The organism is Amycolatopsis sp. NPDC051102 (genome assembly GCF_040682815.1).
Classification (GTDB): domain Bacteria; phylum Actinomycetota; class Actinomycetes; order Mycobacteriales; family Pseudonocardiaceae; genus Amycolatopsis.
The window spans coordinates 155,966-178,762 of the sequence record NZ_JBFBBT010000015.1; the positions used below are offsets into that span (position 1 = coordinate 155,966).

26 protein-coding genes are annotated in these 22,797 nt (G+C 71.6%); 12 read left to right on the top strand and 14 right to left on the bottom strand.

Annotated elements, in window-relative coordinates; genetic code table 11:
• The first annotated feature begins 4 nt into the window (after positions 1 to 4).
• Positions 5 to 1,249 (top strand): D-alanyl-D-alanine carboxypeptidase family protein, encoded by a 1,245-nt coding sequence (locus AB0M93_RS33225; protein ID WP_364280874.1) that lies wholly within the window; start codon positions 5 to 7, stop codon positions 1,247 to 1,249.
• Here the strand turns inward: AB0M93_RS33225 and AB0M93_RS33230 are convergent.
• The 6 genes from AB0M93_RS33230 to AB0M93_RS33255 form a co-directional block, all read right to left on the bottom strand.
• Positions 1,246 to 1,683, bottom strand: a complete 438-nt coding sequence (locus AB0M93_RS33230; RefSeq protein ID WP_364280877.1) for a helix-turn-helix domain-containing protein — start codon at positions 1,681 to 1,683, stop codon at positions 1,246 to 1,248. The genes AB0M93_RS33225 and AB0M93_RS33230 overlap by 4 nt on opposite strands.
• Complete coding sequence (locus AB0M93_RS33235; protein ID WP_364280880.1) at positions 1,680 to 2,789, bottom strand: acyl-CoA dehydrogenase family protein; 1,110 nt, start codon at positions 2,787 to 2,789, stop codon at positions 1,680 to 1,682. The genes AB0M93_RS33230 and AB0M93_RS33235 overlap by 4 nt, the downstream gene beginning before the upstream one ends.
• Positions 2,790 to 2,846: 57 nt before the next feature.
• Positions 2,847 to 3,854, bottom strand: coding sequence for an inner membrane protein YhjD (gene yhjD / locus AB0M93_RS33240; protein ID WP_364280882.1), 1,008 nt, complete (start codon positions 3,852 to 3,854; stop codon positions 2,847 to 2,849).
• Positions 3,855 to 3,916: 62 nt separating this feature from the next.
• The gene (gene trpS / locus AB0M93_RS33245; protein WP_364280885.1) at positions 3,917 to 4,951 is read right to left on the bottom strand and encodes a tryptophan--tRNA ligase; all 1,035 of its coding nucleotides are present in this window, start codon (positions 4,949 to 4,951) and stop codon (positions 3,917 to 3,919) included.
• A gap of 46 nt (positions 4,952 to 4,997) precedes the next feature.
• A complete protein-coding gene (locus AB0M93_RS33250; RefSeq protein ID WP_364281060.1) occupies positions 4,998 to 5,351 on the bottom strand; it encodes a hypothetical protein in 354 nt (117 codons plus the stop codon).
• Between the two features lie 279 nt (positions 5,352 to 5,630).
• Positions 5,631 to 6,515, bottom strand: a complete 885-nt coding sequence (locus tag AB0M93_RS33255) for an exodeoxyribonuclease III (RefSeq protein WP_364280888.1) — start codon at positions 6,513 to 6,515, stop codon at positions 5,631 to 5,633.
• A gap of 351 nt (positions 6,516 to 6,866) precedes the next feature.
• On the opposite strand from AB0M93_RS33255, the gene AB0M93_RS33260 reads away from it, so the two are divergent.
• Positions 6,867 to 7,625, top strand: a complete 759-nt coding sequence (locus AB0M93_RS33260) for an MBL fold metallo-hydrolase (protein ID WP_364280890.1) — start codon at positions 6,867 to 6,869, stop codon at positions 7,623 to 7,625.
• A 417-nt stretch (positions 7,626 to 8,042) separates the two neighbouring features.
• Here the strand turns inward: AB0M93_RS33260 and AB0M93_RS33265 are convergent, their stop codons facing one another.
• The gene (locus tag AB0M93_RS33265; protein WP_364280893.1) at positions 8,043 to 8,339 is read right to left on the bottom strand and encodes an SH3 domain-containing protein; all 297 of its coding nucleotides are present in this window, start codon (positions 8,337 to 8,339) and stop codon (positions 8,043 to 8,045) included.
• A 184-nt stretch (positions 8,340 to 8,523) separates the two neighbouring features.
• On the bottom strand, positions 8,524 to 9,747 hold the full coding sequence (locus tag AB0M93_RS33270; protein WP_364280896.1) for an NADP-dependent isocitrate dehydrogenase: 1,224 nt from the start codon (positions 9,745 to 9,747) through the stop codon (positions 8,524 to 8,526).
• Positions 9,748 to 10,005: 258 nt separating this feature from the next.
• Here AB0M93_RS33270 and AB0M93_RS33275 point away from each other — a divergent pair, with 258 nt between their 5' ends.
• From AB0M93_RS33275 to AB0M93_RS33285, 3 genes are read left to right on the top strand one after another with little or no spacing between them, the layout of a single operon-like run.
• Complete coding sequence (locus tag AB0M93_RS33275; RefSeq protein ID WP_364280899.1) at positions 10,006 to 10,527, top strand: hypothetical protein; 522 nt, start codon at positions 10,006 to 10,008, stop codon at positions 10,525 to 10,527.
• Positions 10,528 to 10,552: 25 nt separating this feature from the next.
• Positions 10,553 to 10,933 carry a DUF2203 domain-containing protein gene (locus AB0M93_RS33280; protein ID WP_364280901.1) on the top strand — a complete coding sequence of 127 codons (381 nt, stop codon included), beginning with the start codon at positions 10,553 to 10,555 and terminating at the stop codon, positions 10,931 to 10,933.
• A gap of 9 nt (positions 10,934 to 10,942) precedes the next feature.
• The gene (locus tag AB0M93_RS33285; protein WP_364280904.1) at positions 10,943 to 11,554 is read left to right on the top strand and encodes a class I SAM-dependent methyltransferase; all 612 of its coding nucleotides are present in this window, start codon (positions 10,943 to 10,945) and stop codon (positions 11,552 to 11,554) included.
• A 3-nt stretch (positions 11,555 to 11,557) separates the two neighbouring features.
• On the opposite strand, the gene AB0M93_RS33290 is transcribed toward AB0M93_RS33285, so the two are convergent.
• Positions 11,558 to 11,971, bottom strand: coding sequence for a DUF2000 domain-containing protein (locus AB0M93_RS33290; RefSeq protein ID WP_364280906.1), 414 nt, complete (start codon positions 11,969 to 11,971; stop codon positions 11,558 to 11,560).
• Positions 11,972 to 12,021: 50 nt separating this feature from the next.
• On the opposite strand from AB0M93_RS33290, the gene AB0M93_RS33295 reads away from it, so the two are divergent.
• From AB0M93_RS33295 to AB0M93_RS33305, 3 genes are read left to right on the top strand one after another with little or no spacing between them, the layout of a single operon-like run.
• Complete coding sequence (locus tag AB0M93_RS33295; RefSeq protein WP_364280909.1) at positions 12,022 to 12,798, top strand: AraC family transcriptional regulator; 777 nt, start codon at positions 12,022 to 12,024, stop codon at positions 12,796 to 12,798.
• 21 nt (positions 12,799 to 12,819) lie between these two features.
• Entirely contained in the window at positions 12,820 to 13,314 is a 495-nt protein-coding gene (locus AB0M93_RS33300; protein WP_364280912.1) for a DUF2165 domain-containing protein, read from the top strand.
• A 30-nt stretch (positions 13,315 to 13,344) separates the two neighbouring features.
• Entirely contained in the window at positions 13,345 to 13,926 is a 582-nt protein-coding gene (locus AB0M93_RS33305; protein ID WP_364280914.1) for an HhH-GPD-type base excision DNA repair protein, read from the top strand.
• Here AB0M93_RS33305 and AB0M93_RS33310 read toward each other — a convergent pair.
• On the bottom strand, positions 13,923 to 14,483 hold the full coding sequence (locus AB0M93_RS33310) for a hypothetical protein (RefSeq protein WP_364280916.1): 561 nt from the start codon (positions 14,481 to 14,483) through the stop codon (positions 13,923 to 13,925). The two genes, AB0M93_RS33305 and AB0M93_RS33310, sit on opposite strands and share 4 nt — an antisense overlap.
• An 83-nt stretch (positions 14,484 to 14,566) precedes the next feature.
• Between AB0M93_RS33310 and AB0M93_RS33315 the strand changes: the two genes are divergently transcribed.
• Positions 14,567 to 14,755 carry a DUF1918 domain-containing protein gene (locus AB0M93_RS33315; RefSeq protein WP_033261422.1) on the top strand — a complete coding sequence of 63 codons (189 nt, stop codon included), beginning with the start codon at positions 14,567 to 14,569 and terminating at the stop codon, positions 14,753 to 14,755.
• Here AB0M93_RS33315 and AB0M93_RS33320 read toward each other — a convergent pair.
• Positions 14,752 to 15,930, bottom strand: a complete 1,179-nt coding sequence (locus AB0M93_RS33320) for an MFS transporter (RefSeq protein WP_364280919.1) — start codon at positions 15,928 to 15,930, stop codon at positions 14,752 to 14,754. The genes AB0M93_RS33315 and AB0M93_RS33320 overlap by 4 nt on opposite strands.
• A 106-nt stretch (positions 15,931 to 16,036) precedes the next feature.
• Between AB0M93_RS33320 and AB0M93_RS33325 the strand changes: the two genes are divergently transcribed.
• Together AB0M93_RS33325 and AB0M93_RS33330 are read left to right on the top strand one after the other, a co-directional pair.
• The gene (locus AB0M93_RS33325; protein WP_364280922.1) at positions 16,037 to 16,360 is read left to right on the top strand and encodes a metalloregulator ArsR/SmtB family transcription factor; all 324 of its coding nucleotides are present in this window, start codon (positions 16,037 to 16,039) and stop codon (positions 16,358 to 16,360) included.
• Positions 16,361 to 16,543: 183 nt separating this feature from the next.
• Positions 16,544 to 17,728, top strand: coding sequence for an MFS transporter (locus AB0M93_RS33330; protein WP_364280925.1), 1,185 nt, complete (start codon positions 16,544 to 16,546; stop codon positions 17,726 to 17,728).
• Here AB0M93_RS33330 and AB0M93_RS33335 read toward each other — a convergent pair.
• Both AB0M93_RS33335 and AB0M93_RS33340 read right to left on the bottom strand, forming a co-directional pair.
• Positions 17,725 to 18,042, bottom strand: a complete 318-nt coding sequence (locus AB0M93_RS33335) for a DUF3017 domain-containing protein (RefSeq protein ID WP_364280928.1) — start codon at positions 18,040 to 18,042, stop codon at positions 17,725 to 17,727. The genes AB0M93_RS33330 and AB0M93_RS33335 overlap by 4 nt on opposite strands.
• Complete coding sequence (locus tag AB0M93_RS33340; RefSeq protein ID WP_364280931.1) at positions 18,039 to 18,896, bottom strand: bifunctional methylenetetrahydrofolate dehydrogenase/methenyltetrahydrofolate cyclohydrolase; 858 nt, start codon at positions 18,894 to 18,896, stop codon at positions 18,039 to 18,041. Before AB0M93_RS33340 ends, AB0M93_RS33335 begins: the two co-directional genes overlap by 4 nt.
• Positions 18,897 to 19,083: 187 nt before the next feature.
• Here AB0M93_RS33340 and AB0M93_RS33345 point away from each other — a divergent pair, with 187 nt between their 5' ends.
• On the top strand, positions 19,084 to 22,056 hold the full coding sequence (locus tag AB0M93_RS33345; protein ID WP_364280934.1) for a glycohydrolase toxin TNT-related protein: 2,973 nt from the start codon (positions 19,084 to 19,086) through the stop codon (positions 22,054 to 22,056).
• 48 nt (positions 22,057 to 22,104) lie between these two features.
• Here AB0M93_RS33345 and AB0M93_RS33350 read toward each other — a convergent pair whose 3' ends face one another.
• Positions 22,105 to 22,692, bottom strand: a complete 588-nt coding sequence (locus AB0M93_RS33350; RefSeq protein WP_364280937.1) for a pentapeptide repeat-containing protein — start codon at positions 22,690 to 22,692, stop codon at positions 22,105 to 22,107.
• Positions 22,693 to 22,797: the final 105 nt, after the last annotated feature.

The window sequence follows — 22,797 nt, forward strand, 5'->3', positions numbered from 1 at the left end:
GTGGGTGCACTCCGTTGTCTCCCGGTCGCTCAAGGTCTTCACGACGACGCTCGCCGCCGCCCTCCTGGCCCTGAGCACGCCCGCCCTCGCGGCCGCGGCGCAGCCGGGCCAGTGCGCGAACCACCAGGCCCCGCCGCCGCCGGTCGACACGTCCGAGAAGCCCGCGCCGGGCAAGCAGGCCCCGCCGCCGCTGGCCGTGCCCGCCGTCCCGGTCGGCGGCCCGCGGATGGCCGAGTGCGGCCTGGTCACCCCGGACGGCGCCCTCAACCCGCCGGACGGCAACACCGCGGCGTCGTGGGTGGTGCAGGACCTCGACAGCGGCGCCATCGTCGCGGCCAAGGACCCGCACGCCCGGCAGCGGCCCGCGTCGCTGATCAAGACGCTGCTCGCGCTGCTCGTCGTCACCCAGCTGCAGCCGCAGCAGCCGATCGTCGCGACGAAGGAGGACGCCGAGCAGGAGTGCACCTGCGTCGGCCTCGCCGCCGGCGGCCAGTACACCGTCGACCAGCTGCTGCACGGCCTGCTGATGCACTCGGGCAACGACGTCGCGCACGCGTTCGCCACGGCGCTCGGCGGGGTGGACGCCACGGTGGCGAAGATGAACGCGCTGGCCGCGAAGATCGGCGCGCTCGACACGCGCGCCGCGACGCCGTCGGGCCTGGACGGGCCGGGCATGTCGACGTCGGCCTACGACCTCAGCCTGATCTTCCACTACGCGATGAAGCAGCCGGAGTTCGCGAGCGTCGTCGCGACGAAGAACTTCGAGATCCCCGCGGCCGGCGGCAAGCCTGCCATCCCGATCTTCAACGACAACAAGCTGCTCGGCGTCTACCCCGGTTTCCTCGGCGGCAAGACCGGCTTCACCGACGACGCCCGCCACACCTACGTCGGCGCGGCCCAGCGGAAGGGCAAGCGGCTCGCGGTCGTCATGCTGCGCGCCGAGCAGAAGCCGACCAAGGTGGTCGACCAGGCGGCGAAGCTGCTCGACTACGGCTTCGCGCTGGAGGACGACCGTGCGACGCCGGTCGGCCAGATCACCTACCAGGCGCCGGCCGCGACGCCGGAGAACGGCGAACCGTCCGTGCTCGCCGACGGCGGCACCGGCAACGGCAACGGCGGCACGTCCGCGGCCGCCGCGGCCAAGGACGACCCGTTCGGCGTCACCGGCTGGATCATCACGCTGGTGGTGTTCCTGATCATCGTCGGCGGCTTCGTGGTCGGCCACCAGCGCAAGAAGGCCCTGCGCTAGCGGAACCCGGGACCCGGCTCCGGCGTCACCCGGCCGGTGGTGATCTCCCCGCCGCAGTGCCGGCAGGTGACGACGACGTCGGCGAGCTCGCCGCAGTCCTTGTGCCGCAGCCGGATCGGCGGCCCTTCGGGACCGGCGAGGTGCTTGTCGCCCCACTGCATGAGTGTCACGACGGCGCCGAAGAGGTCGCGCCCGGTCCGGGTCAGCACGTACTCGGGCACCGGATCGACCCGTTCGAGCACGCCGGCGTCGACGAGTGTCTTGAGCCGGGCGGACAACGTCGGGCGCGGGATCGACAGGTTGCGCGCGAACTCGCCGTAGCGGCGGACGCCGAAGAACGACTCCCGCAGGATGAGCAGGCTCCACCGCTCGCCGACCAGGTCCAGGGCGCGGCCGACCGAGTCCGCGGTGAACCGGTGCGCCAGGTCGTTCACAGCTGCTCCGTGCGGGCGGGGACCCCCAGCAGCAGCTTGCCGGACAGCTCGTAGCTGGCCGGGTTCACCTGGAAGTGGGCGGTCGCCGTGTGCGCGTCGCGGAACCGCCGCTGCAGCGGTGAGGTCTCGTAGATCGCCGCGCCGCCGCCCAGGTCGTACATGCTTTCGGCGACCTTCGCGGCCGTGCGCGTGACGTGCGTGGCAGCCAGCCGGAGGCCGAGCTTGAGCGCGTCCGGCACCGGCTCGGTGCCCTGCGCGGCCTGCCAGGCGTCGTCGATGCTCGTGTAGAAGAGCAGCCGCGCCGCACGCAGGGCGGCTTCGGCCTCCGCGACGGCGGCCTGGGTCTGGGACCGCTCGGCCAGCGACCGGCTGGAGCCGAGCGGCTTGCGTGTCGAGGCGAGCTCGACGAGGTCGTCGATCGCGCCGCGGGCGTTGCCCAGCGCGGCCGCCGCGACCGAGAGCGCGAAGAACCCGAAGAGCGGAAACCGGTGCAGCGCAACGGCTTCCGGCGGCGGACCGCCCATGACGGAGAAGACGCGGTGTTCGGGGACGAACAGCTCGTCGGCGACGCAGTCGTGGCTGCCGGTGCCGCGCAGGCCGTTGGTGTGCCAGGTGTCGAGCACCTCGATCTCGGCTTTCGGCAGCGCCGCGACGTAAAGGGCGCTTTCGTGCACGAAGCCGGCGAAGAGCCAGTCCGCGTGCGGGATGCCGCTGCAGAAGGCCCAGCGGCCGGTCACGACGTACCCGCCGTCGACCTTGCGCCCGGTGCCGCGCGGCGCCCAGACACCGGCGGCGACCGTGCGCGGGTCGCCGAACACCTCGTCGGCGCACTTCCGCGGCGCGTAGGCGGACAGCAAGCTGCTCGTCACGGCGATCGAGACGCACCACCCGGCCGACGCGTCCCCGCGCGCGACCGTCTCGGCGGTCTCGAGGCTGACGGCGGGCGGCGCTTCGGGGCCGCCGAGGTAGCCGGGGACGCCGGTGCGGAACAGCTGCGCGTCGGTGAGCATCGTGACGAGCTCCGCGGGCAGCGCGCGTTCGCGTTCGGTGACCGGGGCAAGGGTCTTGGCGAGGGCGGCACACTCGCGGGCGGCGTCCAGCAGCACGAAACCCTCCGGTTCAGAATTCTTACCGGTTCAGTTTCTTTACTGGTCTCCCCGGTGTCAAGACCGGCGGCGCCCCAGCCAGGCGAGCAACGCACCGGCGCTGAACGCACCGGCGACGGCCCCGAAACCGGGTCCGCGCTGCACGGTGACCTGCTGCTCGAGCCGCACCGGCGGCGGGGGCGCGACGACCTTGCGCTCGTTCTCCGCCGCCGTCGCGGTCCACGCCGTGACGAGCAGGAGGAAGCGCGAGACGAGGTTGGCGAACACCAGCAACCCGATGACCGGCCCGAACAGCGCGAACGCGGGCGATTTCGTCACGCTGGCGAGGTAGACGGTGGCCGCCTGCTGCAGGATGACGAACCCGACGGAGGCGAACACGGCCCCCTTCACGGCACTGCGCAGCGCGACGCGCTCGCGCGGCAGGCGGGCGATCACCCAGAGGAAGACGAGGGTGTTGGCGGCCAGGCCGAGCACGATCGTCGCCACCCGGAGCAGGAAGTTCGCCCAGGCGGCCTGGTCGAGGCCGACCAGCTTGAGCAGGAAGTGCCCCACCCCGCCGCCGATCGCGGTCAGCGCGAACGACACGACGAGCGCGACGCCGAGCCCGACCAGCGCGACGAGGTCCTTGGCCGTCTGCTTGAGGAACGGCTGCGCCTGCTTCTCCTGCCCCCACTGCGCGGTGAGCGCGTCGCGGAGGTTGGCCATCCAGCCGATCCCGGAGTAGAGGGCGATGAGCAGACCGAAGATCCCGATCCCGCTGCCGGACTTGAGCGCGGCGTCGACGATGCCGGTCACCAAGGTCTGCAGGCCACCCGGCACCGAGTGCTGGATGTTGTCGCGGATCTGCCGGATGATGTCCGGGTCGTTGTTGACGACCAGCCCGACCACGGCGAAGGCGACCATCAGGATCGGGATGACCGACAGCACGCTGAAGTACGTGATGGCGGCGGCGTAGTGGTTGCCGTACCGCTCGGTGAAGGCGTCGTTGGCCCGGATCAGGTGGTCGAGCCACGGGTACTTCCGCTTCAGCCGCGGAAGCAGCTTTTCCTTCTCTTCGTTCGCCACCGTGAAACGCTAACCACGGGGTGTGCACCCCGCAACGCGAGCGGCTCACGTGAGGGAGGCGGTCACCGCACCGGCGGCAGGAACCCGATCCGCTGGTAGGTCCTGGCCAGCGTCTTCGACGCCACCTCGCGCGCGCGTTCGGCACCCGCGGCGAGCACCTTGTCCAGCTCCGCCGCGTCGTCCAAATAGGACTTGGCGCGGGCCTGGATCGGGGTGACCCACTCGACGAACACCTCGCCGAGGTCCTTCTTCAGGTCGCCGTAACCCTTGCCCTCGTACGCGGCCTCGAGGTCTGCGATCGTGCGGTCGGTCAGTGCCGAGTAGATCGTCAGCAGGTTCGACACGCCCGCCTTGTTCTCGGCGTCGAACCGGACCTCGCGCCCGGTGTCGGTGACCGCCGAGCGGATCTTCTTCGCCGAGCGCTTCGGGTCCTCGAGCAGCTCGATGATGCCGTTGACGTTCGAGGCCGACTTGCTCATCTTGGCCGTCGGTTCCTGCAGGTCGTAGATCTTCGCCGTGTCCTTGATGATGTACGGCTCGGGCACCACGAACGTCTTGCCCAGCCGGTTGTTGAAGCGCTGCGCGAGGTCGCGCGTCAGCTCGAGGTGCTGGCGCTGGTCCTCGCCGACCGGGACGGCGTCGGCCTGGTAGAGCAGGATGTCCGCGGCCTGCAGGACCGGGTAGGTGAACAGGCCGACGCTGGAGCGGTCGGAGCCCTGCTTCGCGGACTTGTCCTTGAACTGCGTCATCCGGCCGGCCTCGCCGAAGCCGGTCTGGCACTCGAGAACCCAGCTCAGCTGGGCGTGCTCCGGGACGTGGCTCTGCACGAACAGGGCGCTGCGCTGCGGGTCGATGCCGATGGCGAGCAGCTGCGCGGCCGAGACGCGGGTGCGCTGGCGCAGCACCTTCGGGTCCTGCTCGACGGTGATCGCGTGCAGGTCGACTACGGAGTAGAACGTCTCGTGCGTGTCCTGCAGCTTCACCCACTGGCGCAGCGCGCCGAGGTAGTTGCCGAGGTGGAACGAGTCGGCGGTCGGCTGGATCCCGGACAGGACCCGCGGGCGGCGCTCTGCTGCGACGGTCTGCTCTTCGGACACGTCAGGATTCTTCCAGGCCGGGCCGGCCGGCGGGCGGCGAGGGCCCTCAGGCGTGCGGACGCGGGGTGAGGAACGGCCGGGTCGGCGAGGCTTCGGGCTCCCCGAGGACGGCTTCGGCCATCGCGGTCACCGGGTCCTTCTCTTCCGGCAGGGCCGGGGCGGCTTCGGCGACCCGCGCCTTGCGGCGCTGGCGCAGCACACCGAGCGTCATGCCGACGATGCCGAGCGCAACGGCAACCAGCCCGACGGGGCCGAGCAGGCCGAAGGTCTCCGAGTTGGTGTCGGCCCGCGCGGTCGTCGTGACCGCGGCGAACGCGCTGCCGCCGCCGGCCAGGAGCAGGCCGGCCGGGACGAGCGCGAAGACCGCGGCCGCGCGGAAACCGCGCAGCATGGACCGCAACAGGGTTCGACCTGGGTTGCGCACCGGAGTGCCTCCCGCGAGTGACGAGCGAAACGCTCACCCATCCGAGTGAGACGCTGCATGCTACTGGTCAAAAAACTACCGAGCGTGTCAAGACGTGCCGAAACTGATCAACTCGGAAGCGAGGGTAGCGCTCAACCGGTAATACGCTCCGGGCGCCCCCAAAGTTCACTTTGATCACCCTTCTGGGTGGATCTGCTACTACGCGGAGTAGAGCGTGACCGGAGAGTGCCCGATCGGGTGTCACCTGTTGGCCTCTTAGGGGACAGCTCCGATCGCGGCGGGCGGTTTCACCGGATAGTGGCTGTCTACGCCTCGGGGAGTAGCCCGGGGGAAGTCGATGTCGTAGGTGGCGGTGACGGGGGCGTGGTCGGACCACCGCTGGTCATAGGCGGCGGCCCGTTCGACGACGACGTCGACGACCTTCTCGGCGAGGCCCGGGGTCGCGAGCTGGCAGTCGATGCGCCAGCCGGAGTCGTTGTCGAAGGCCTGCCCGCGGTAGGACCACCAGGTGTAGGGCCCGGGGCCCTCGGGGTCGAGGCGGCGCTGGACGTCGGTGAAGCCGGCTTCGGTGTAGACGCGGCCGAGCCAGGCGCGTTCCTCGGGCAGGAAGCCGGAGTTCTTCCGGTTGCCCCGCCAGTTCTTCAGGTCGACGGTGTCATAGGCGATGTTCCAGTCCCCGACGACAACGGCTTCCCGCCCACCGGCGGCGGCCTTGGCCCGGAGTTCGACGAGGTAGGGCAGGAAGGCGGCCATGAAGCGTTCTTTTTCGTCCTGCCGTTCGGTACCGACATCACCGCTGGGCAGGTACAGGCTGGCGACGACGACGTTCGGCAGGTGGACCTCGAGGTACCGCCCGGAGTCTTCGAACTCGGGTTCCCCGAAGCCGACCCGAACTTCCTCAGGCTCAACGCGGCTGTAGACGGCAACGCCGTTACGCCCCTTGACGACGGAGGGGGCGTGGACGGAGAACCACCCGTGGGGCTGGACGACGGAGGCAGGAAGCTGACTGGCTTCGGCGCGCACCTCTTGACAGGCAACGACATCGGCGTCGGTGGAGGCGAGCCATTCGACAAAGCCCTTTTTGGCGGCGGCACGGAGCCCGTTGACGTTCACGGTGGAGACGGTCAGCACGTGCTGCACGCTACCGGCCAGGGTCGTGCTCGGCGGCCATCGGGGCTGGCGGGAGCGGCGGCTGGGGCGACCACGGGGCGGTGCGGGCGGTGGCTCGGGGCGGGGCGGTGCTCGGGGCGGCGCGGCGCGGTGGCGCTACCGCGGTGGTTCGGAGCGGCGCGGTGGCTCGGGCGGCGCTGCCGCGGTGGTGGTGAACCGCCACGGTGGCTCGATGGCGGTCGCCGCGTAACCCCCGGGCGGCGACGGCGGCCGCAGCCCAGTACTGCCCGCCGGCAGCGCTCACGGCCGCCGGTGCTCGCCGCGGTGGTGGCGGAAACTCGCGCCGGGGGGGGCCGTCGGTGTTCTGCCAGACTGCCGCTCATGGGCGAATCGGTGAGCCGGCTGACGGTGCTCGGCAGTTGCGGCGCCTGGCCGGAGCCCGGCCGAGCCTGCGCCGGATTCCTGTTGACGCACAACGGCTTCCGCGTCGTGCTCGACCTCGGCTACGGGGCCGCCTCGCGGTTGTTCACCCACTGCCGTGACCGGTTGCCCGATGCCGTGGTCGTGACGCACGAGCACCCGGACCACTGCGCCGACGTCAGCGCGCTTGGACGGGCCTGGCACTACACCGTCCAGGCCGGCGCACCCTCGACGAGGCTGCCGCTGCACTGCACGCCCGGCACGGTCGGCCGGCTCGAGGCGATGGAGCCACGCCCGCATCCGGAGACGCTGTTCGAGCTGCACGACCTCGCCGACCCGGCCGACATCGGACCGTTTCGCCTGACGCCGTACCCACTGCCGCACCACCAGCCGAACTTCGGCGTGCGTCTGAGCGCACCCGGGCTGACAGTCGCCTACACGGGTGACACGGGACCGTCCCCGCTCCTGGCGGAGCTGGGCCGCGACGCGGACCTGTTCATCTGCGACGCCACCCTCCGCACCCCACCACCGGAGGGCGAACCCCGCTACCTGATGACGGCCGCGGAGGCGGGCCACTGGGCAGCCGAGGCCGGAGCCAGCCGCCTCCTGTTGACCCACTTCTGGCCAGGCACCGACCGAACGGCAGCAGCCAACGAAGCCCGCACGGAGTTCGGCGGCGAGGTGCTGGTCGCCGAAGAGGATCTCGTCCTCGACCTCTGACCGGCTCTGACCTCGGCCGCGGCTCAGGCTCCCCAGCCCGAGCACCACCCCAGCCACCCATCGGTCCCAGAGGAATCTCAGCCCCGCACTCCGACCCCCGTCCGAGCACGGTCCCCAGCCTCAACCCCAAGCAGCCCGCGAGACTCCCCCTGGAGACCCCGCGGACCCGCCGACAGCGAGCCCTGCCGCATTCAGTTGTCGCCCGCCCCCGGATGCTCACCTCCTCCCGGCGACCCACGTCGCCACCTGCGGTTTTCAACCTGAGCAAGTTCTAGCACCCACCACCGACAAAAACGGGACGTCGTCGTCGAGCTGCTGATGCCGCCTTCTACTGGCGCGCCGCCGCGAAGCGTGGTCCGAAACGCGCCAGGACACGGCCTTCGGCGTCGTGACGCGCGCGGCCGGTCGAAACAGAAATCAACAAGCGGAGCCGGCGACAGGCTGGGTGAACGCTGCGGCCACCCACTTGTCGTCGGCCACCTTCCGGAAGCCGTTCTGGATGCCCGGCATCGCGTCGAACTGGGCGTCGCGCAGGTACTTGCCGACGATCTTGGCGTTGCCGTCCGCCGACTCGCGGGCGTTCAGGACGTCCGCGGTCACCGTCACCTTGCAGCCGGTCGCCGAAGCGCCCGAAGCCTGCTTGCCCGTGTTCATGGCGTACACGATGACGACCAGGACGAGCGCGCCCAAGATGAGCAAAGTCTTCTTCGACATGCCTTCCTCCAACCCACGAGGCCCGTCCCCACGCCAAGGGTAGGCAATCCTTTACCCGGACGGACAGCTCCGGACGCAGCAACCACCCGGTGGCGCCAGTCAAGGTCCCCCGAAGTGACGCACAGTGCACGAAAGAAACCCCCTCCCCGGTGAACCGGGAAGGGGGTCTCCGAAAGGCCCGAACTCAGCCCTGGGCGATCTTCTTCGCCAGGTTGTCGTCCAGCGTCGCGAGGAACTCCTCGGTCGTCTGCCACGGCTGGTCCTTGCTGATGAGCAGCGCGAGGTCCTTCGTCATCTGGCCGCTCTCGACGGTCTCGACGACGACCTGCTCCAGCGTGTTCGCGAAGCCGATCAGCTCCTGGTTGCCGTCCAGCTTGCCGCGGTGCTCGAGGCCGCGCGTCCAGGCGTAGATCGACGCGATCGGGTTCGTCGAGGTCGGCTTGCCCTGCTGGTGCTGGCGGTAGTGCCGGGTGACCGTGCCGTGCGCGGCCTCGGCCTCGACGGTCCGGCCGTCCGGGGTGCGCAGCACCGACGTCATCAGGCCCAGCGAGCCGAAGCCCTGCGCGACCGTGTCGGACTGGACGTCACCGTCGTAGTTCTTGCACGCCCAGACGTAGCCGCCCTCCCACTTCATCGCCGCGGCGACCATGTCGTCGATCAGGCGGTGCTCGTAGGAGATGCCCTTGGCGTCGAAGTCGGCCTTGAACTCGTTCTGGAAGATCTCCTCGAACACGTCCTTGAACTGGCCGTCGTAGGCCTTGAGGATCGTGTTCTTGGTGGAGAGGTAGACCGGCAGGCCGCGGTCGAGGCCGTACTGCAGCGACGCGCGCGCGAAGTCCTCGATCGACTTCTTGAAGTTGTACATCCCCATGGCGACGCCGCCGCCCTCGGGGAACTGCGCGACCTGGAACTCCATCGGCTCGGAGCCGTCGTCCGGGGTGTAGGTCACGGTCAGCTTGCCCGGGCCGGGGACCTTGAAGTTGGTCGCCTTGTACTGGTCGCCGTGCGCGTGGCGGCCGATGATGATCGGCTTCGTCCACGTCGGCACCAGCCGCGGGATGTTCTGGATGACGATCGGCTCGCGGAAGATCACGCCGCCGAGGATGTTGCGGATCGTCCCGTTCGGGGACAGCCACATCTTCTTGAGGCCGAACTCCTCGACGCGCGCCTCGTCCGGGGTGATCGTGGCGCACTTGACGCCGACGCCGTGCTTCTTGATGGCGTTCGCGGAGTCGATCGTGACCTGGTCGTCGGTGCGGTCCCGCTCCTCGATGCCCAGGTCGTAGTAGTCCAGGTTCACGTCCAGGTACGGGTGGATCAGCTTGTCCTTGATGAACTGCCAGATAATGCGGGTCATCTCATCGCCGTCGAGTTCGACGACGGTGCCCTGGACCTTGATCTTGGCCATGAGCAGCGGTGCTCCTTCCGCGGATCTTCGCGTTACTTCGATACGTCTCGCCGGTAGCGGTACAAGCGTACTGCTTGACCGAGCTGGATGGTTCCAGTAGTGGTCGGCATCAAGTCTCCACCCGCGGTTTGTGGCACGGATCACCGGGCGGGAACGCCGCCCGACCCCCGCGATCCGACCGCTCGCCGAGCGGCTGTCGCGTGCGCGGGTGAACCAGGGCACGATGCCACCCGTGAATCCAGGCGAGAGGTGAGGCCCATGTCGACCCATCGGTACGCCGACTACGAAGTCGACTACGAGAACGACTACGAGGAGCCGGACGAACCCGCCGACCTGTTCGACGAGCGGCCCCGCCGGGGCGCCGCGCACGTGGTCAGCGCGCTCGGCGGCCTCGTGCTCACCCCGGTCGCCCTCGGCCTGCTGAGCTGGGGTGGCCTGCGCCAGCAGCAGCTGGTCCAGGCCACCCTGAGCACCAACCGCGACGCCCTCGGCATCGCGCTGCTGGCCGGCGGGGCCATCCTGCTGCTGGTCGTCGCCGCGCTCGGCGCGCTGTCGGCGACCGGCCCGATCCTCGGCGGGCTCATCTACGGCGTGCTGCCCGGCGTCGCCGCGATGGCCGTGCCCGAGTGGGGCTTCCGGCTGGTCAACCTGATGCCGAAGAGCGACATCGCGTACGGCGTCATGGACTTCCTCTTCATCGGCGGCCTGCTCGGCGTGGGCTTCCTGCTGGTCGGCAGCGGACTGGCCAACGCGCTGGTCCGGCGGCGGCGCGAGGGGTGACGCACGCCGGTGGCATCATCGGCGGATGGGACTGTTCACCGTCTCCGAAGCACGCGACGAACTGACGCGCCTGCGGCCGGTCCTCGACGAACTGGTCCGCGTCCGCGCCGACGCGGCCGAGCTCGCGGCGTCGCTGCGCCCGGGCGGCCGGGCCACGGAGCTGGGCGGACTGCCCGAGTGGAAGGCCGCGCAGGCCCGCCTCGACGACCTGATGACGACGGTGCAGCGCACCGGCGCCGAGCTCAAGGGGTTCGCGCCGCTGCTGATCGGCTTCCCGGCCGAACTCGACGGCACCGACGTGCTCCTGTGCTGGCTCGAAGGCGACCACGAGCTGGGCTGGTACCACCGCACCGACCTCGGTTTCGCGGGTCGCCGCCCGCTGAAAACCCCTGGCGCTGCTGGCTAGGTTGGGCTGGTGAGCGACGAATCCCGGGCCGCCTTCTTCGACGGCACAGCCGAGCACTACGACGACGACACGTTCCACGCCTCCGTGGCGGAAGCCCTGGTCGAGCCGCTGCCCGGCACGCCGGAACTCGTTCTCGACGTCGCCACCGGGACGGGCTTCGCGGCGTACGCGGCGCTACGGCTGAAGCCGGCGCGCGTGCTGGCTGTCGACCTGTCGCCGGCCATGGTCGCGCGGGCCGAGGCCAAGGCGCCCGAACAGGACCCGGACGGCCGGATCGAGTGGCGCGTCGGCCCGGCGGTGCCGATGCCGGCCGAGGACCACTCGGCCGACGTCGTCCTGTGCGCGTCTTCGCTGCACTTCCTGGGCGCCGCCGCGTTCACCGACTGGCTGCGCGTGCTGAAGCCGGGCGGCCGGCTGGCGTTCTCCGTGGTGTCCGGGGCGCGCTTCAAGCCGAGCGGGCCGTTCGCCGAGTTCGTGCCGAAGGACCTGACGTTCCCGGTCGACGAAGCCGAGGCGGCGGCGTTGGCGCACGGCTTCGCCGACGTGTCGGCGCGGACGTTCACCGTCCACGGCGGCGACCGGGTCCGGAGCGTCTTCCTGGTGCACGCGACCGCGCCGTGACGCTCAGCGGTGCAGCGACGCGCCCTTGAGGATCTTGTCGACGGCGTTCTTCGGCCCGTGCACCGCCAGCCCGGCCAGGGCCAGCTTCTCCCCCGGCACCGCACGCACCGCCGCCCGGTTGTCGGCGTCGTTGCCGGTGTGGAACAGCTCGTCGGTGAAGATCGAAAACCGCAGCCCGCGGCCGAGCGCGCGTGTGTGGGCCGCGGTCAGGACGTCCGCGGTGCCCGAGAACACCATCACCGGCTGGCCGAACATCGGCAGGTACTGCGTGCCGTCGGCGTCGGCGTAGGGCTCGCCCATCAGCTCGGGGGTCACGTGGGCGATCCCGCTCACCAGGAACGCGGTGACGTTCAGCCGCTGCCAGGACGCCAGGTCGTCGCGGAGCAGGACGGCGATCTTCGTGTCGAAGGAACTCATGCCGGTCACGATCGTCCCGGCCCAGCGTCGGCGTCTTGTACGTTCTTGACATGGCGCACGTCGAAGCCTGGCGGCCGGCGGTCCCCGGGATCGCCGAGGTCTTCCACGCGCGCTTCACCACGCACGCCTACCCGCTCCACACGCACGACACGTGGACGCTGCTGATCGTCGACGACGGCGTCATCCGCTACGACCTCGACCGCCACCACCACGGCGCGCTCGGCCCGGCGGTGACGCTGCTGCCGCCGAACGTCGCCCACGACGGGCGGGCCGCGACCAGCCACGGCTTCCGCAAGCGCGTGCTCTACCTGGACACGTCGGTGCTGGGCGAGGACCTCGTCGGCGCGGCGGTCGACCGGCCCAGCGTCGCCGACGGCATCCTGCGCACCCGGATCCACCAGCTCCACGAGTCGCTCACCGAGCCGGGCGACGCGCTCGAGGCCGAGAGCCGGCTCGTGCTGGTGGCCGACCGCCTGCGCACCCACCTGGGCCGCCCGGCGTCCCACGAGCCGAAGCGCGGCCTCGCCGACGACCTGCGGGACCTCCTCGACGCCCACCTGCCGGAAGCGCTGACGCTCGCCGAAGCGGGCAAGACGCTCGGCGCGCACCCGGCGTACCTGGTCCGCTGCTTCGGAGCACGGTTCGGCCTGCCCCCGCACCGCTACCTGACGGGCCGCCGCGTCGACCGCGCCCGCCGCCTGCTGCTCGACGGCGCCCCGGCCGCCGACGTGGCGGCCGCGGCCGGCTTCACCGACCAGGCCCACCTGACCAGGCACTTCAAGCGGTACCTCGGCACGACGCCGTCGCGCTACCCGAAAACCCGGTGACGGCGTCGTTACGATCCGGATATGGGGTTCTTCGCCAGGATCGGCGGCCTGCGGTTCGCGGTCACCGTCCTCACCGGCATGACGGCGCTCCAGATGGCGCTGATCGCGTTCGGCAACATCACCGACTTCGGCACGAACCAGGCGTTCGTCCAGCACGTGCTGGCGATGGACACGACATTCAGGTCCCCGAACACGATGTGGCGCGCGATCACCAGCACGGGCGTGCAGAACGCGGCGTACGTGGTGATCATCGCGTGGGAGACGCTGACGGCGCTGGTGCTGATCGCGGCGTTCGTGGCATGGCTGCGCGGGAGTCCGTGGGGCGGGCGGCTTTCGACACTCGGCTGGGTGATGTGGGTGCTGCTGTTCGGCGTCGGCTTCATCGCCATCGGCGGCGAGTGGTTCCAGATGTGGCAGTCGGACAAGTGGAACGGGCTCCAGCCGGCGCTGCAGAACTTCCTGATCGCCATGGCGGCCCTGGTCATCGCCCACCTGCCGGCGAAGGAGCGCACGTAGGAAGACGGGCCGTTGTGTCAAGATGACGGCATGCTGCGCGAACTGCACCTCACCGGTGACCCGGCGGCCGACAAGCTGCTGAACGACGACCCGTTCGCCCTGCTCGTCGGCATGCTCCTGGACCAGCAGTACCCGATGGAGCACGCCTTCGCCGGCCCGCGGAAGATCGCGGACCGGATGGACGGCTTCTCGCTGGCGAAGATCGCCGCCACGGACGTCGAGACGTTCGTCGAGATGTGTGTGGTGCCGCCGGCGATCCACCGCTACGGCGGTTCGATGGCCCGCCGCGTCCACGCGCTCGCGCAGCACATCATCGAGAACTACGACGGCCGCACGGAAGGCATCTGGCTCGACGGGCGCCCGAAACCCGACGGCGCCGAAGTCCTGAAGCGGCTGAAGGCGCTGCCCGGATTCGGGGAGCAGAAGGCCAAGATCTTCCTGGCGCTGCTGGGAAAGCAGCGCGGCGTCCAGCCGAAGGGCTGGCGCGAAGTGGCCGGCGCGTACGGCGACCGCAGCTCGCGCCGGTCGATCGCCGACGTCACCAGTGCCGAGACCCTCGCCGAGGTCCGCGCATTCAAGAAGGCCGCCAAGGCCGCCGCGAAAGCGGGCTAACGCACCCACACGCGCAGCGGCCCGAGCGGCTGCGCGCCGTGGTCGAGGGCGACCCGCAGCGCGTCGCCGTGTTCGTAGCCGACCACCGGCAGTCCCGGGAACGCCGACGCCACCGCCGCCACCGCGCCCGGCCAGTGCTCGTCCGGACCCACGAAGTTCGACAGCCCCACGACGTCGTCGCCCCGGTGCGCGACCACCTCCGCCGAGCCGCGGGACAACACCGCCACGGACGGGTCGGCCGGGTAGGCGTGCTCGGTGACGCGCCGCCAGCCCGGTTCCGGGACACCCGGACCGCAGGCGATCCACGTCGCCTCGAACAACACCGAGAACCCCGGCAGGTCCAGCGTCGCGAAGCTGTCCTTCACCGAGCAGCCCGCAGAACCGTCGACGAACGGGAGGACGTCGGCCGCCGTCGCGGCGGGGTCGAGCGTCACCGCGTCCGGGTAGAACGCCGGCGTGCGGGACGCCGAAGTCCACGCGCGCGGGCCCCAGCGGCCGCCGCCGCCGACCAGCGCGCACCACGCCGCGTTCTCCGCCACCGCCGCCCGACCGTCCACTTCGGAAACCTTGCCACGCCACCCGATCGCCGGGCTACCAGCACTCCCGGCCCGCTCCTACCCTGGACACGGAGGTGAAGCCCATGCACGCAGGAGTAGGAGACGAGATCCAGGTGCACGGCCGGACGGTCGGGTCGGCCGAGCAGCGCGGCGAGATCCTCGAAGTCCGCGGACCCGACGGCGCCCCGCCCTATCTGGTGCGGTTCGCCGACGGGCACGAGGGGCTCGTCTACCCCGGGCCCGACTGCGAAGTCCAGACGCACGCCGACTAACCGACGGCGACCGGTTCCCGAGGCTCGCGGACCCGCCCCCACGCCGAGCCCACCAGCAGCAGGGCCACGAGGGTCAGCGCGGCCGCGACCTCGGGCAGCAGCAGCGGCCCGCCCGAAGCGAGCACCGCTCCCCCGACGACGCCGGACAGGCCGACGCCGAGGTAGATCGCCGACGCGTTGAGCGAGAGCACCAGCCCGGCGTGCCCCGGTGACAGCTCGATCAGGCGGTGCTGCACCGGCGGGTTGAACGACCACGTCGCCAGCCCCCACACGAACAGCGAGATCCCGGCCGCGACCGGCGTCACGGTCGTCAGGGGCAGCAGCGCCATCACCGCGGTGATGGCCACGGTGACCACCAGCAGCGGCGCCCGCGAGCCCCAGCGGTCGGTCGCCCGGCCGCCCGCGAAGTTCCCGATCGCACCGCCGACCCCGTAGCAGAAGAGCAGCACCGTGACCGTCGTGCCGTGCACGCCGGCCGTCGCGGCCAGCAGCGGTGACACGAACGTGTAGACCATGAACGCGGCCAGGCAGGCGAGCACCGTCGTGGCCAGCATGACGAGCACCCGCGGGTCGCGGCCGGCTGCGAACCGCTCGGCGAGGCCCACCCGTGGCGGCGCGGCGACGGTGGGCAGCGCGAACCGCACGGCGACCGCGCTCGCCAGCGAGAACGCGGCGACCAGCGCGAACGCCGTCCGGTAGCCGAGGTGCTGCGAGATGAGGCTGCCGAGCGGGACGCCGAAGATGAGCGCGACCGTCAGCCCGCCGAACACCATCGCGACGGCGCGGCCCCGGCGTTCGGGAGCGGTCAGTTCGGCCGCCACGGCGCTCGCCGCGGGCGTGAACACCGCGGCGCCGACCGCGGTCACCACGCGGGCCACCAGGAGCGAGCCGTAGCCGGGCGCGAGCGCGGCGAAGAGGTTGCCGGCGCCGGTGACGGCGAGCGCCGCGACCAGCAGCGTCCGGCGTTCCCAGGTGCCGGTGGCGGCGGCGAACAGCGGCGAGCCGATCGCGTACGCGATGGCGAAGGCGGTCACGAGCTGCGCCGCGGCCGTCGCCGAGACGTGCAGCTCACCGGTCAGCGCGGGCAGCAGCCCGGCGACGATGTAGCCGCTGGTCCCGACGCCGAAGGCGCCGAACGCGAGGACGGAGATCCTCGAAGGAGCAGGTGCGGACATGAGCTGAGCCCCCAGGAAAGCGGGATTGGTTCGACGAACGTCGTAGTTCGACAGTCACCGTACTACGCCGCCGCCATAATTTCGACCGGCGTCGTACAATGGGCCCATGACCAAGACCGACACCCTGCCCCCGATCGCCCACCCGGCCCGGGAGGAGATCACCGTCGAAGGCGTGCTCCGCGCCCTCGCCGACCCGGTGCGGCTGGCCATCGTCCGGCAGCTCGCGGCCACCGGGCAGGAGATCGCGTGCGGCGGGCTCACCGTCCCGGTGACCAAGTCCACACTCACCCACCACCTGGGCATCCTGCGCCAGGCCGGCGTCGTGGCCGGCCGCCAGGAAGGCACGACCAGGTTCAACTCGTTGCGCCGCAACGATCTCGACGCGCTGTTCCCGGGTCTGCTGGACGGCGTTCTGGCCGCTCCGCGCTGATCACCGCGTTACGGTGTGGATCGTCACCCGATATCGGGATGACAACCGGCCCCCTCGCTTGTTGGACTAGGGCGTAGGCAGCTCACGGCGCTGGGGCCGATTGGCTGCCTCTCTTTATGCCCGCCTACTGAACCGATCCAGAGATCGGCTCGGTAATCGTTTACCCACCCTGGAAGGAGTGCCGTGCCCGTCGCGCTGCTCGCGCTCGCCATCGGAGCTTTCGGCATCGGGACCACCGAGTTCGTCATGATGGGCGTGCTGCCCCAGGCGGCCGCCGACTTCGGCGTCGACATCCCGACCGCCGGCCACTTGATCTCCGCCTACGCCCTCGGCGTCGTCGTCGGCGCCCCCTTGCTCACCGCGGTCGCCGTCCGGCTGCCGCGCAAGACCATGCTGCTGGCCATGATGGGCCTGTTCACGCTGGGTAACGCCCTCTTCGCGCTGTCACCCAACCAGGAGTTCGGCATCGCGTTCCGGTTCCTGGCCGGGCTGCCGCACGGCGCGTTCTTCGGCGCCGGCGCCGTGGTCGCCTCCAGCCTCGTCGGCCAGGGCCAGCGCGCCAAGGCCGTGTCGCTGATGTTCCTCGGCCTGACCCTGGCGAACGTCATCGGCGTGCCGCTGGGCACGCTGCTCGGCCAGCAGGTCGGCTGGCGCGCCACCTTCGCCGTCGTCGCCGTGATCGGCCTGGTGGCCATCGCGGCCATCGCGAAGCTCGTCCCGCACCAGGGCAAGCCCGCCGCGGAGGCGTCGCTGCGCAACGAGCTCGGCGCGTTCAAGCGGCCGCAGGTGCACCTGGCGCTGGCGATCGTCACGTTCGGGCTGGGCGGCGTGTTCGCCTGCCTGTCGTACATCACGCCGATGCTGACCGACGTCGCCGGCTACTCGCCGTCGAACGTCACCCTGCTGCTGTCCCTGGCCGGCGTCGGCATGACGATCGGCAACCTGCTCGGCGGCCGGCTGGCCGACCGCGCGCTGATGCCAAGCCTCTACATCGCTCTGCTGGCGCTGGCGTCGGTGCTGGGCATCTTCACGATCACCGCCCAGGGCAAGGTGGGCGCGGCGATCACGATCTTCTTCGTCGGCGTCGCCGGGTTCATGATCGGCCCGATGATGCAGGCGCGGATCATGGAGAAGGCAGGCGGCACGCCGTCCCTGGTGTCGGCCGCAGTCCAGTCCGCGTTCAACATCGCGAACTCGATCGGGGCCTACCTCGGCGGCCTGGTGATCGCGGGCGGCCTCGGCCTGGTCGCCCCCAACTGGGTCGGCGCCCTGCTCGCCGTCTTCGGACTGACGCTCGCCGTCGTGTCCGGCACACTCGACCGGCGGGAAGCGAAAGCCGAACAGCGCGAACTCGTCCTCGCGTCCTAAGAGGAGCTGAACGGGCCGCCGATGATCGTCAGGGCGACGTACAGCACCGCCGCCGCCAGGGCGGTGAACGTCACCACGTCGACGAGCTTGCCGCGGATCGCCAGCAAGCCCGCCCTGGCCGTCGGCAGGGCCGCCCGCAGGACCGCGGCGAGGAGGAGCGCGGCGCCGATCAGCGCCGCGCCCTCCCGCCAGTGGTACTGGAAGATCCGCAGCGCCGCGACGGCCACCACCAGCAGCACCGCCGCGAACGGCAGCTGGGTGAACCGGGACGGCCGGTGACCGGTCACCTCCCGCCGGTCCTCCGTCATCGTCATCGGCCCGCGACCGAGCGCTCCGCCGCTTCGACGACGTTGCTCACCAGCATTGCCCGGGTCATCGGGCCGACCCCGCCCGGGTTCGGCGAAATCCAGCCCGCGACCTCGGCGACTCCCGGGTGGACGTCGCCGGTCAGCTTGCCGTCCACATGGGACACGCCGACGTCGAGCACCGCCGCGCCCGGGGCCACCATGTCCGGCGTGATGATCCCCGGCACCCCCGCCGCGGCGATCACGATGTCCGCGCGGCGGACCTCGCCGGCCAGGTCGCGGGTGCCGGTGTGGCACAGCGTGACGGTGGCGTTCTCGCTGCGGCGGGTCAGCAGCAGGCCCAGCGTCCGGCCGACCGTGATGCCGCGGCCGACCACCGTGACGCGGGCGCCGTTCAGCTCGACGCCGTGGCGCTTGAGCAGCTCGATGATCCCGTACGGCGTGCACGGCAGCGCCCCCCGCTGGCCCAGCACGAGCCGGCCGAGGCTCACCGGCGCGAGGCCGTCGGCGTCCTTCTCCGGGTCGATGCGCTCGAGGACGCGGTTCGCGTCGAGGTGCTTCGGCAGCGGCAGCTGGACGATGTAGCCGTGGCAGGCCGGGTCGGCGTTCAGCTCGTCGATGACGGCTTCGAGCTTCTCCTGGGTGATGTCGGCCGGCAGGTCGCGGCGGATCGAGTTGACCCCGATCTTGCCGCTGTCGGCGTGCTTCATCCGCACGTACGAGTGCGACCCCGGGTCGTCGCCGACCAGGACGGTGCCCAGCCCCGGCGTCACCCCCTTCGCGGCCAGGGCCGCGACGCGCGGCTCGAGCTCCGCGAAAATGGCGTTCTTGGTGGCCTTGCCGTCGAGAATCTTCGCCGTCACGGGCCCCATTCTGGCAAAGCGACCCCCGCGCGTCGCTTCCAGGCGCGGCTGGTCGCAGCCCGTAGACTGATCGCTACCCCACACGGTCCAATCGCGACGGTTCCCGCGATCAAGCTGTGACCTACCGCACGTCGCATCTCCCGAGGTCAGGCCCTGTGCCACCGGGTGAGCGAGCGGCAAAACCCACATGCGGGGTGCACTCGCGCGCGCGAGCAGTCAAAATGTCCCCGTGGCACAACCGACGACGCAGCTGAACGCGACCGAGCAGGACACCCTGGTCAAGCAGATCGGACTTGCCCTGCTCCGTGCTGCCCCGCGCGACTGGCGCAAGGTCACCGCGGAGTACCGAGCCGTCGGGAGGTACCACGAGCTGACCGGCGAGATCGTCACCGAGGACGGCACGGTGCACGAGTGGCTCGCGACGCACGACATCGCGACCCTGTTCGGCAGGCTCCGGGGCGGCATGTACCGCGACGGCCGCGGAACGTGGTTCAACGCGCGCTACCAGCTCGACCACCCGTCCAGCTACAACCTCGAGTACAACCGCGACGAACCGGTGTGGAACCTCGCGCCGCCGCCGCAGGCCTATTCCGACGAGCTGCGGATGTTCCCGCGCACCGAGGAGAACGTCCCCGAATGGCTGATCCGGCGGATGTCCGGGCTCGGCCCGGAGCAGCCGGGGCCGCACTTCCGGATCGCCCGGATCTTCGACACCGTCGGCCCGGCCGGCCGGCCGGTCATCAACCGCCCCGACCTCGAGGTCGAGGAGCAGGACAGGCTGCTGGAGTACCTGGAGCACGCGCCGCTGGTGGTGCCCGAGCGCGGCTACGACATCGACCGGCTGGCCGCGGCGCCGGAGGCCACCGTCCCGGTCGCCTTCCACAGCGACGGCCAGTGGATCTGGCCCGCCGCCGTCAACTTCTACCTGCACAAGTACGGCGTTTCGCCCGAACCCGACCTGGTCGAGCACGTCCGCGCGGTCGGCTTCAAGCTGCCGCCGGTCGACGAGCCGACGCTGCAGGCCGCCGCCGGGTACCTGACCCGGGGCAGCCAGCCCCCGCCGCAGCAGCAGCGCCCCGCCGGACCGCCGCCGCAGGGGCCGCCGCTCCAGCAGGGCCCGCCGCCTCAGGGACCGCCGCCGCAGGGGCCCCCGCCGATGCCGCCGCAGCAGCAGGCGCCCGTGGGGCCGCCGCCCGGCGCCGCGCCCGTCGCGCCGCCGATGCCGCCGCAGCAGCACCAGGAACCGTCCGCGCCGGTCGAACAGCCGCTCGCTGCGCACGCGCCTGCCGAGCCGGAGGCGCCCGCCGAAGAGCACGAGTACGCCGAAGACGGCTACGACCAGGAGTTCGACGACCGCTTCGCCGAGGAAGACGAGCACTACGGCGAAGAGGGCTACGACCAGGCCGAGCACGCACCGGGGTCGAACGGCACGTCACCCGAACCGGGCCGGGTGCCCGACCTCGAGGAGACCGCGGAATACGTCCCCGATCAGCCGATCGGGCACGAGCAGGAGGCACCGCACGACGGCGAGCCCTTCCCGCGCCGCGACGACGAGCACGCCGCGTTCCAGCCGCCGCAGGACGAGCAGTTCCAGTCCGGCCGGCACGACGAGGAGCCGGCCGCCCAGCACGACGACGAACCGGCGCACGCCGCGTTCGACGCCGGCCAGGACGACGAGCCGTCCCACGCCTTCCCGGCCGGCCGTCCGGCGCACGAGGACGACCACGGCTTCGAGCCGCAGCACGAGGACGACCCGGCGCACGCGTTCCAGGCGCCGGGGCTCGACGACGCTCCGCAGGCCTTCCAGCCGCCGCGGCACGACGAAGAGCCGTCCCACGCGTTCCAGCCGCCGCAGCACGAGGACGCGCCTGCGCAGGCGTTCCAGCCGCCGGGGCAGCCGCAGCGGCACGACGACGAGCCGTCGCTCGTCTTCCAGCCGCCCGGCCAGCCGCAGCGGCACGACGAGGCCTTCCAGCCGCCGCGGCGGAGCGAGCAGCCCGCGTTCGACCCCGGGCCGCCGACCATGATCACCCAGCCCGACGTCCCCGGCGTGCTGCCCGTCCCGGAGCCGCCGTCGCCCCAGCCCGCCGCCCAGGCCGAGCCGCCCGCACCGCCGCGTCCGGGCCGCCGGGCGCTGCGCCGCGAGACGCCGGACCACCCGGTGCTCGCCGGCCTGCAGGCCAAGCTGGACGAGCTCGACGTCCCCGAAAGCGGCTACAAGCTGGGCGAACCCGCCGAACACGGGTGGAGCGTCGAAGAGGTCGAGGACGGCTGGCGCGTCGGCTGGTACGACGGCAAGCTCAGCAACCCCGCGGTGTTCGGCGACGCCGAGGACGCGGCCGCGTTCATGCTCGGCAAGCTGCTGCTCAACCCGGAGGGCCACGTGCCCGCCGAGGAGCAGCCCGAGCCCGAACCGGAGCCCGAGCCCGAGCCGGAACCGGCGCCGCAGCGGGTCGTCGCCACGCTCTCGCCCGAGGTCGCGACCGGCTCGTACCCCGTCCGCAAGCCCGAGCCGCCGGTGCCGCCGCAGGAACAGACGGCGTTCACCAGCGCCGAGGAGCTGTTCGGCGACCTCGAGGACGACGAGCCGCCGGCGCCCCCGCGCCCGCCCGCGCCGCCCGCCCCGGTCCCGGCCGGACCGCCGCCGGTGGACCGGCAGCAGGCCGGCCCGCCGCCGCCCGCCGCGCCGGCGCCGCTCCGGCGTGAGCCGCCGCAGCAGGCGCCGACCGTCCTGGCCCCGGCGCCGCCGACGCAGGGAGCCCCGGCCCGCCCGGCCGTCAACGGCGGTGGTGGCGGTGGCCAGCAGCAGTGGCCGATCTCGCCGATGTCAGGTGAGCCGCCGCTGACGCTGTTCCGCGGCAAGGAGCTGCGCGAGCTGCCCGCGGGCAGCGAGCTGGACCGCTTCGGCGGCCCGAACGGCAACCTGACGTACGCGGCGGGCACGCCGTTCGCCGAGCGGTCGCTGGTGCCGGAGTGGGTCAACCGCCCGTACCACGTCTACCGGGTGCAGCGGCCGCTGGAGACGCTGGCCGGCGTCGCGATCCCGTGGTTCAACCAGCCGGGCGGCGGGTCGGCCTACCTGCTGCCGGCGTCGATCGAGGAACTGCTGGCCGAGGGCGACCTGATCGAACTCGACCCGGGTGAACCCCCGATCGACTGAAATTTCCGCGAAAGGCCCCGGCAGCGCGCTGCCGGGGCCTTCGCCGGTTCAGCGGATGACGAGCCCGTGCGCGGCGGCGAAGGCGATGGCCGTCTCGACGTCGACCTCGGCGCCCCGAAGGTCGGCCTGCACCAGGGCGTTCGCGTCGAGGCGTGCGCCGCGCAGGTCGGCGCCTTCGAGCTTCGCGCCCTGCAGGCGGGCGCCGGTCAGGTCGCTGCCCCGCAGGTCGGCGCCGGTGAGGTCGGCCTCGGTCAGGTTGGCCTCGCGCAGCCGGAGTCCGGACAGCCCGAGCCGGCGCAGCCGCGCCTTCGCGAACGACGCCAGGGACAGGTCGCACTCGGTGAGCGCGATCCCGCCGAAGCCGCTGTCGGTGAACGACGTCCCCAGCAGCGAGCACGCGGTCCAGCGGCTCTCGGCGAGCACGGTCCGGTCGAAGGTGCACGAGCGGAACGCCGAGGCGTCGTGCCGCGAGCGCGACAAGTCGGCCCGGCTGAACACGCAGTCGTCGAAGGTGCAGCCCCGGGTCCGCAGCCCGCTCAGGTCCGCCCCGGTGAAGTCGCAGCCGGTGAACCGCCGCTTTTCCCACCACTGCCCGGACAACACCGCTTCGCGGTAGTCCTCCCCCGTCTCCAGCACGGCCCCAGGGTGCCACACCCGCGGCCGGCGCTTCACACCCTGGACGTACTTTCTCCAGCCGCGTCTGGATCCACCGGGTGACCTCGGTGGCGCCGGCTTCGAGCG

Excerpts from the sequence above, each read along its gene's own strand:
- AB0M93_RS33275 (WP_364280899.1), top strand. The coding sequence starts at position 10,006 with ATGTCGACCCATCGGTACGCCGACTACGAAGTCGACTACGAGAACGAC.
- AB0M93_RS33260 (WP_364280890.1), top strand. The coding sequence starts at position 6,867 with ATGGGCGAATCGGTGAGCCGGCTGACGGTGCTCGGCAGTTGCGGCGCC.
- AB0M93_RS33265 (WP_364280893.1), bottom strand. The coding sequence starts at position 8,339 with ATGTCGAAGAAGACTTTGCTCATCTTGGGCGCGCTCGTCCTGGTCGTC.
- AB0M93_RS33315 (WP_033261422.1), top strand. The coding sequence starts at position 14,567 with ATGCACGCAGGAGTAGGAGACGAGATCCAGGTGCACGGCCGGACGGTC.
- AB0M93_RS33295 (WP_364280909.1), top strand. The coding sequence starts at position 12,022 with ATGGCGCACGTCGAAGCCTGGCGGCCGGCGGTCCCCGGGATCGCCGAG.
- AB0M93_RS33270 (WP_364280896.1), bottom strand. The coding sequence starts at position 9,747 with ATGGCCAAGATCAAGGTCCAGGGCACCGTCGTCGAACTCGACGGCGAT.
- AB0M93_RS33335 (WP_364280928.1), bottom strand. The coding sequence starts at position 18,042 with ATGACGATGACGGAGGACCGGCGGGAGGTGACCGGTCACCGGCCGTCC.
- AB0M93_RS33345 (WP_364280934.1), top strand. The coding sequence starts at position 19,084 with ATGCGGGGTGCACTCGCGCGCGCGAGCAGTCAAAATGTCCCCGTGGCA.
- AB0M93_RS33325 (WP_364280922.1), top strand. The coding sequence starts at position 16,037 with ATGACCAAGACCGACACCCTGCCCCCGATCGCCCACCCGGCCCGGGAG.
- AB0M93_RS33300 (WP_364280912.1), top strand. The coding sequence starts at position 12,820 with ATGGGGTTCTTCGCCAGGATCGGCGGCCTGCGGTTCGCGGTCACCGTC.
- AB0M93_RS33290 (WP_364280906.1), bottom strand. The coding sequence starts at position 11,971 with ATGAGTTCCTTCGACACGAAGATCGCCGTCCTGCTCCGCGACGACCTG.
- AB0M93_RS33280 (WP_364280901.1), top strand. The coding sequence starts at position 10,553 with ATGGGACTGTTCACCGTCTCCGAAGCACGCGACGAACTGACGCGCCTG.
- AB0M93_RS33320 (WP_364280919.1), bottom strand. The coding sequence starts at position 15,930 with ATGTCCGCACCTGCTCCTTCGAGGATCTCCGTCCTCGCGTTCGGCGCC.
- AB0M93_RS33305 (WP_364280914.1), top strand. The coding sequence starts at position 13,345 with ATGCTGCGCGAACTGCACCTCACCGGTGACCCGGCGGCCGACAAGCTG.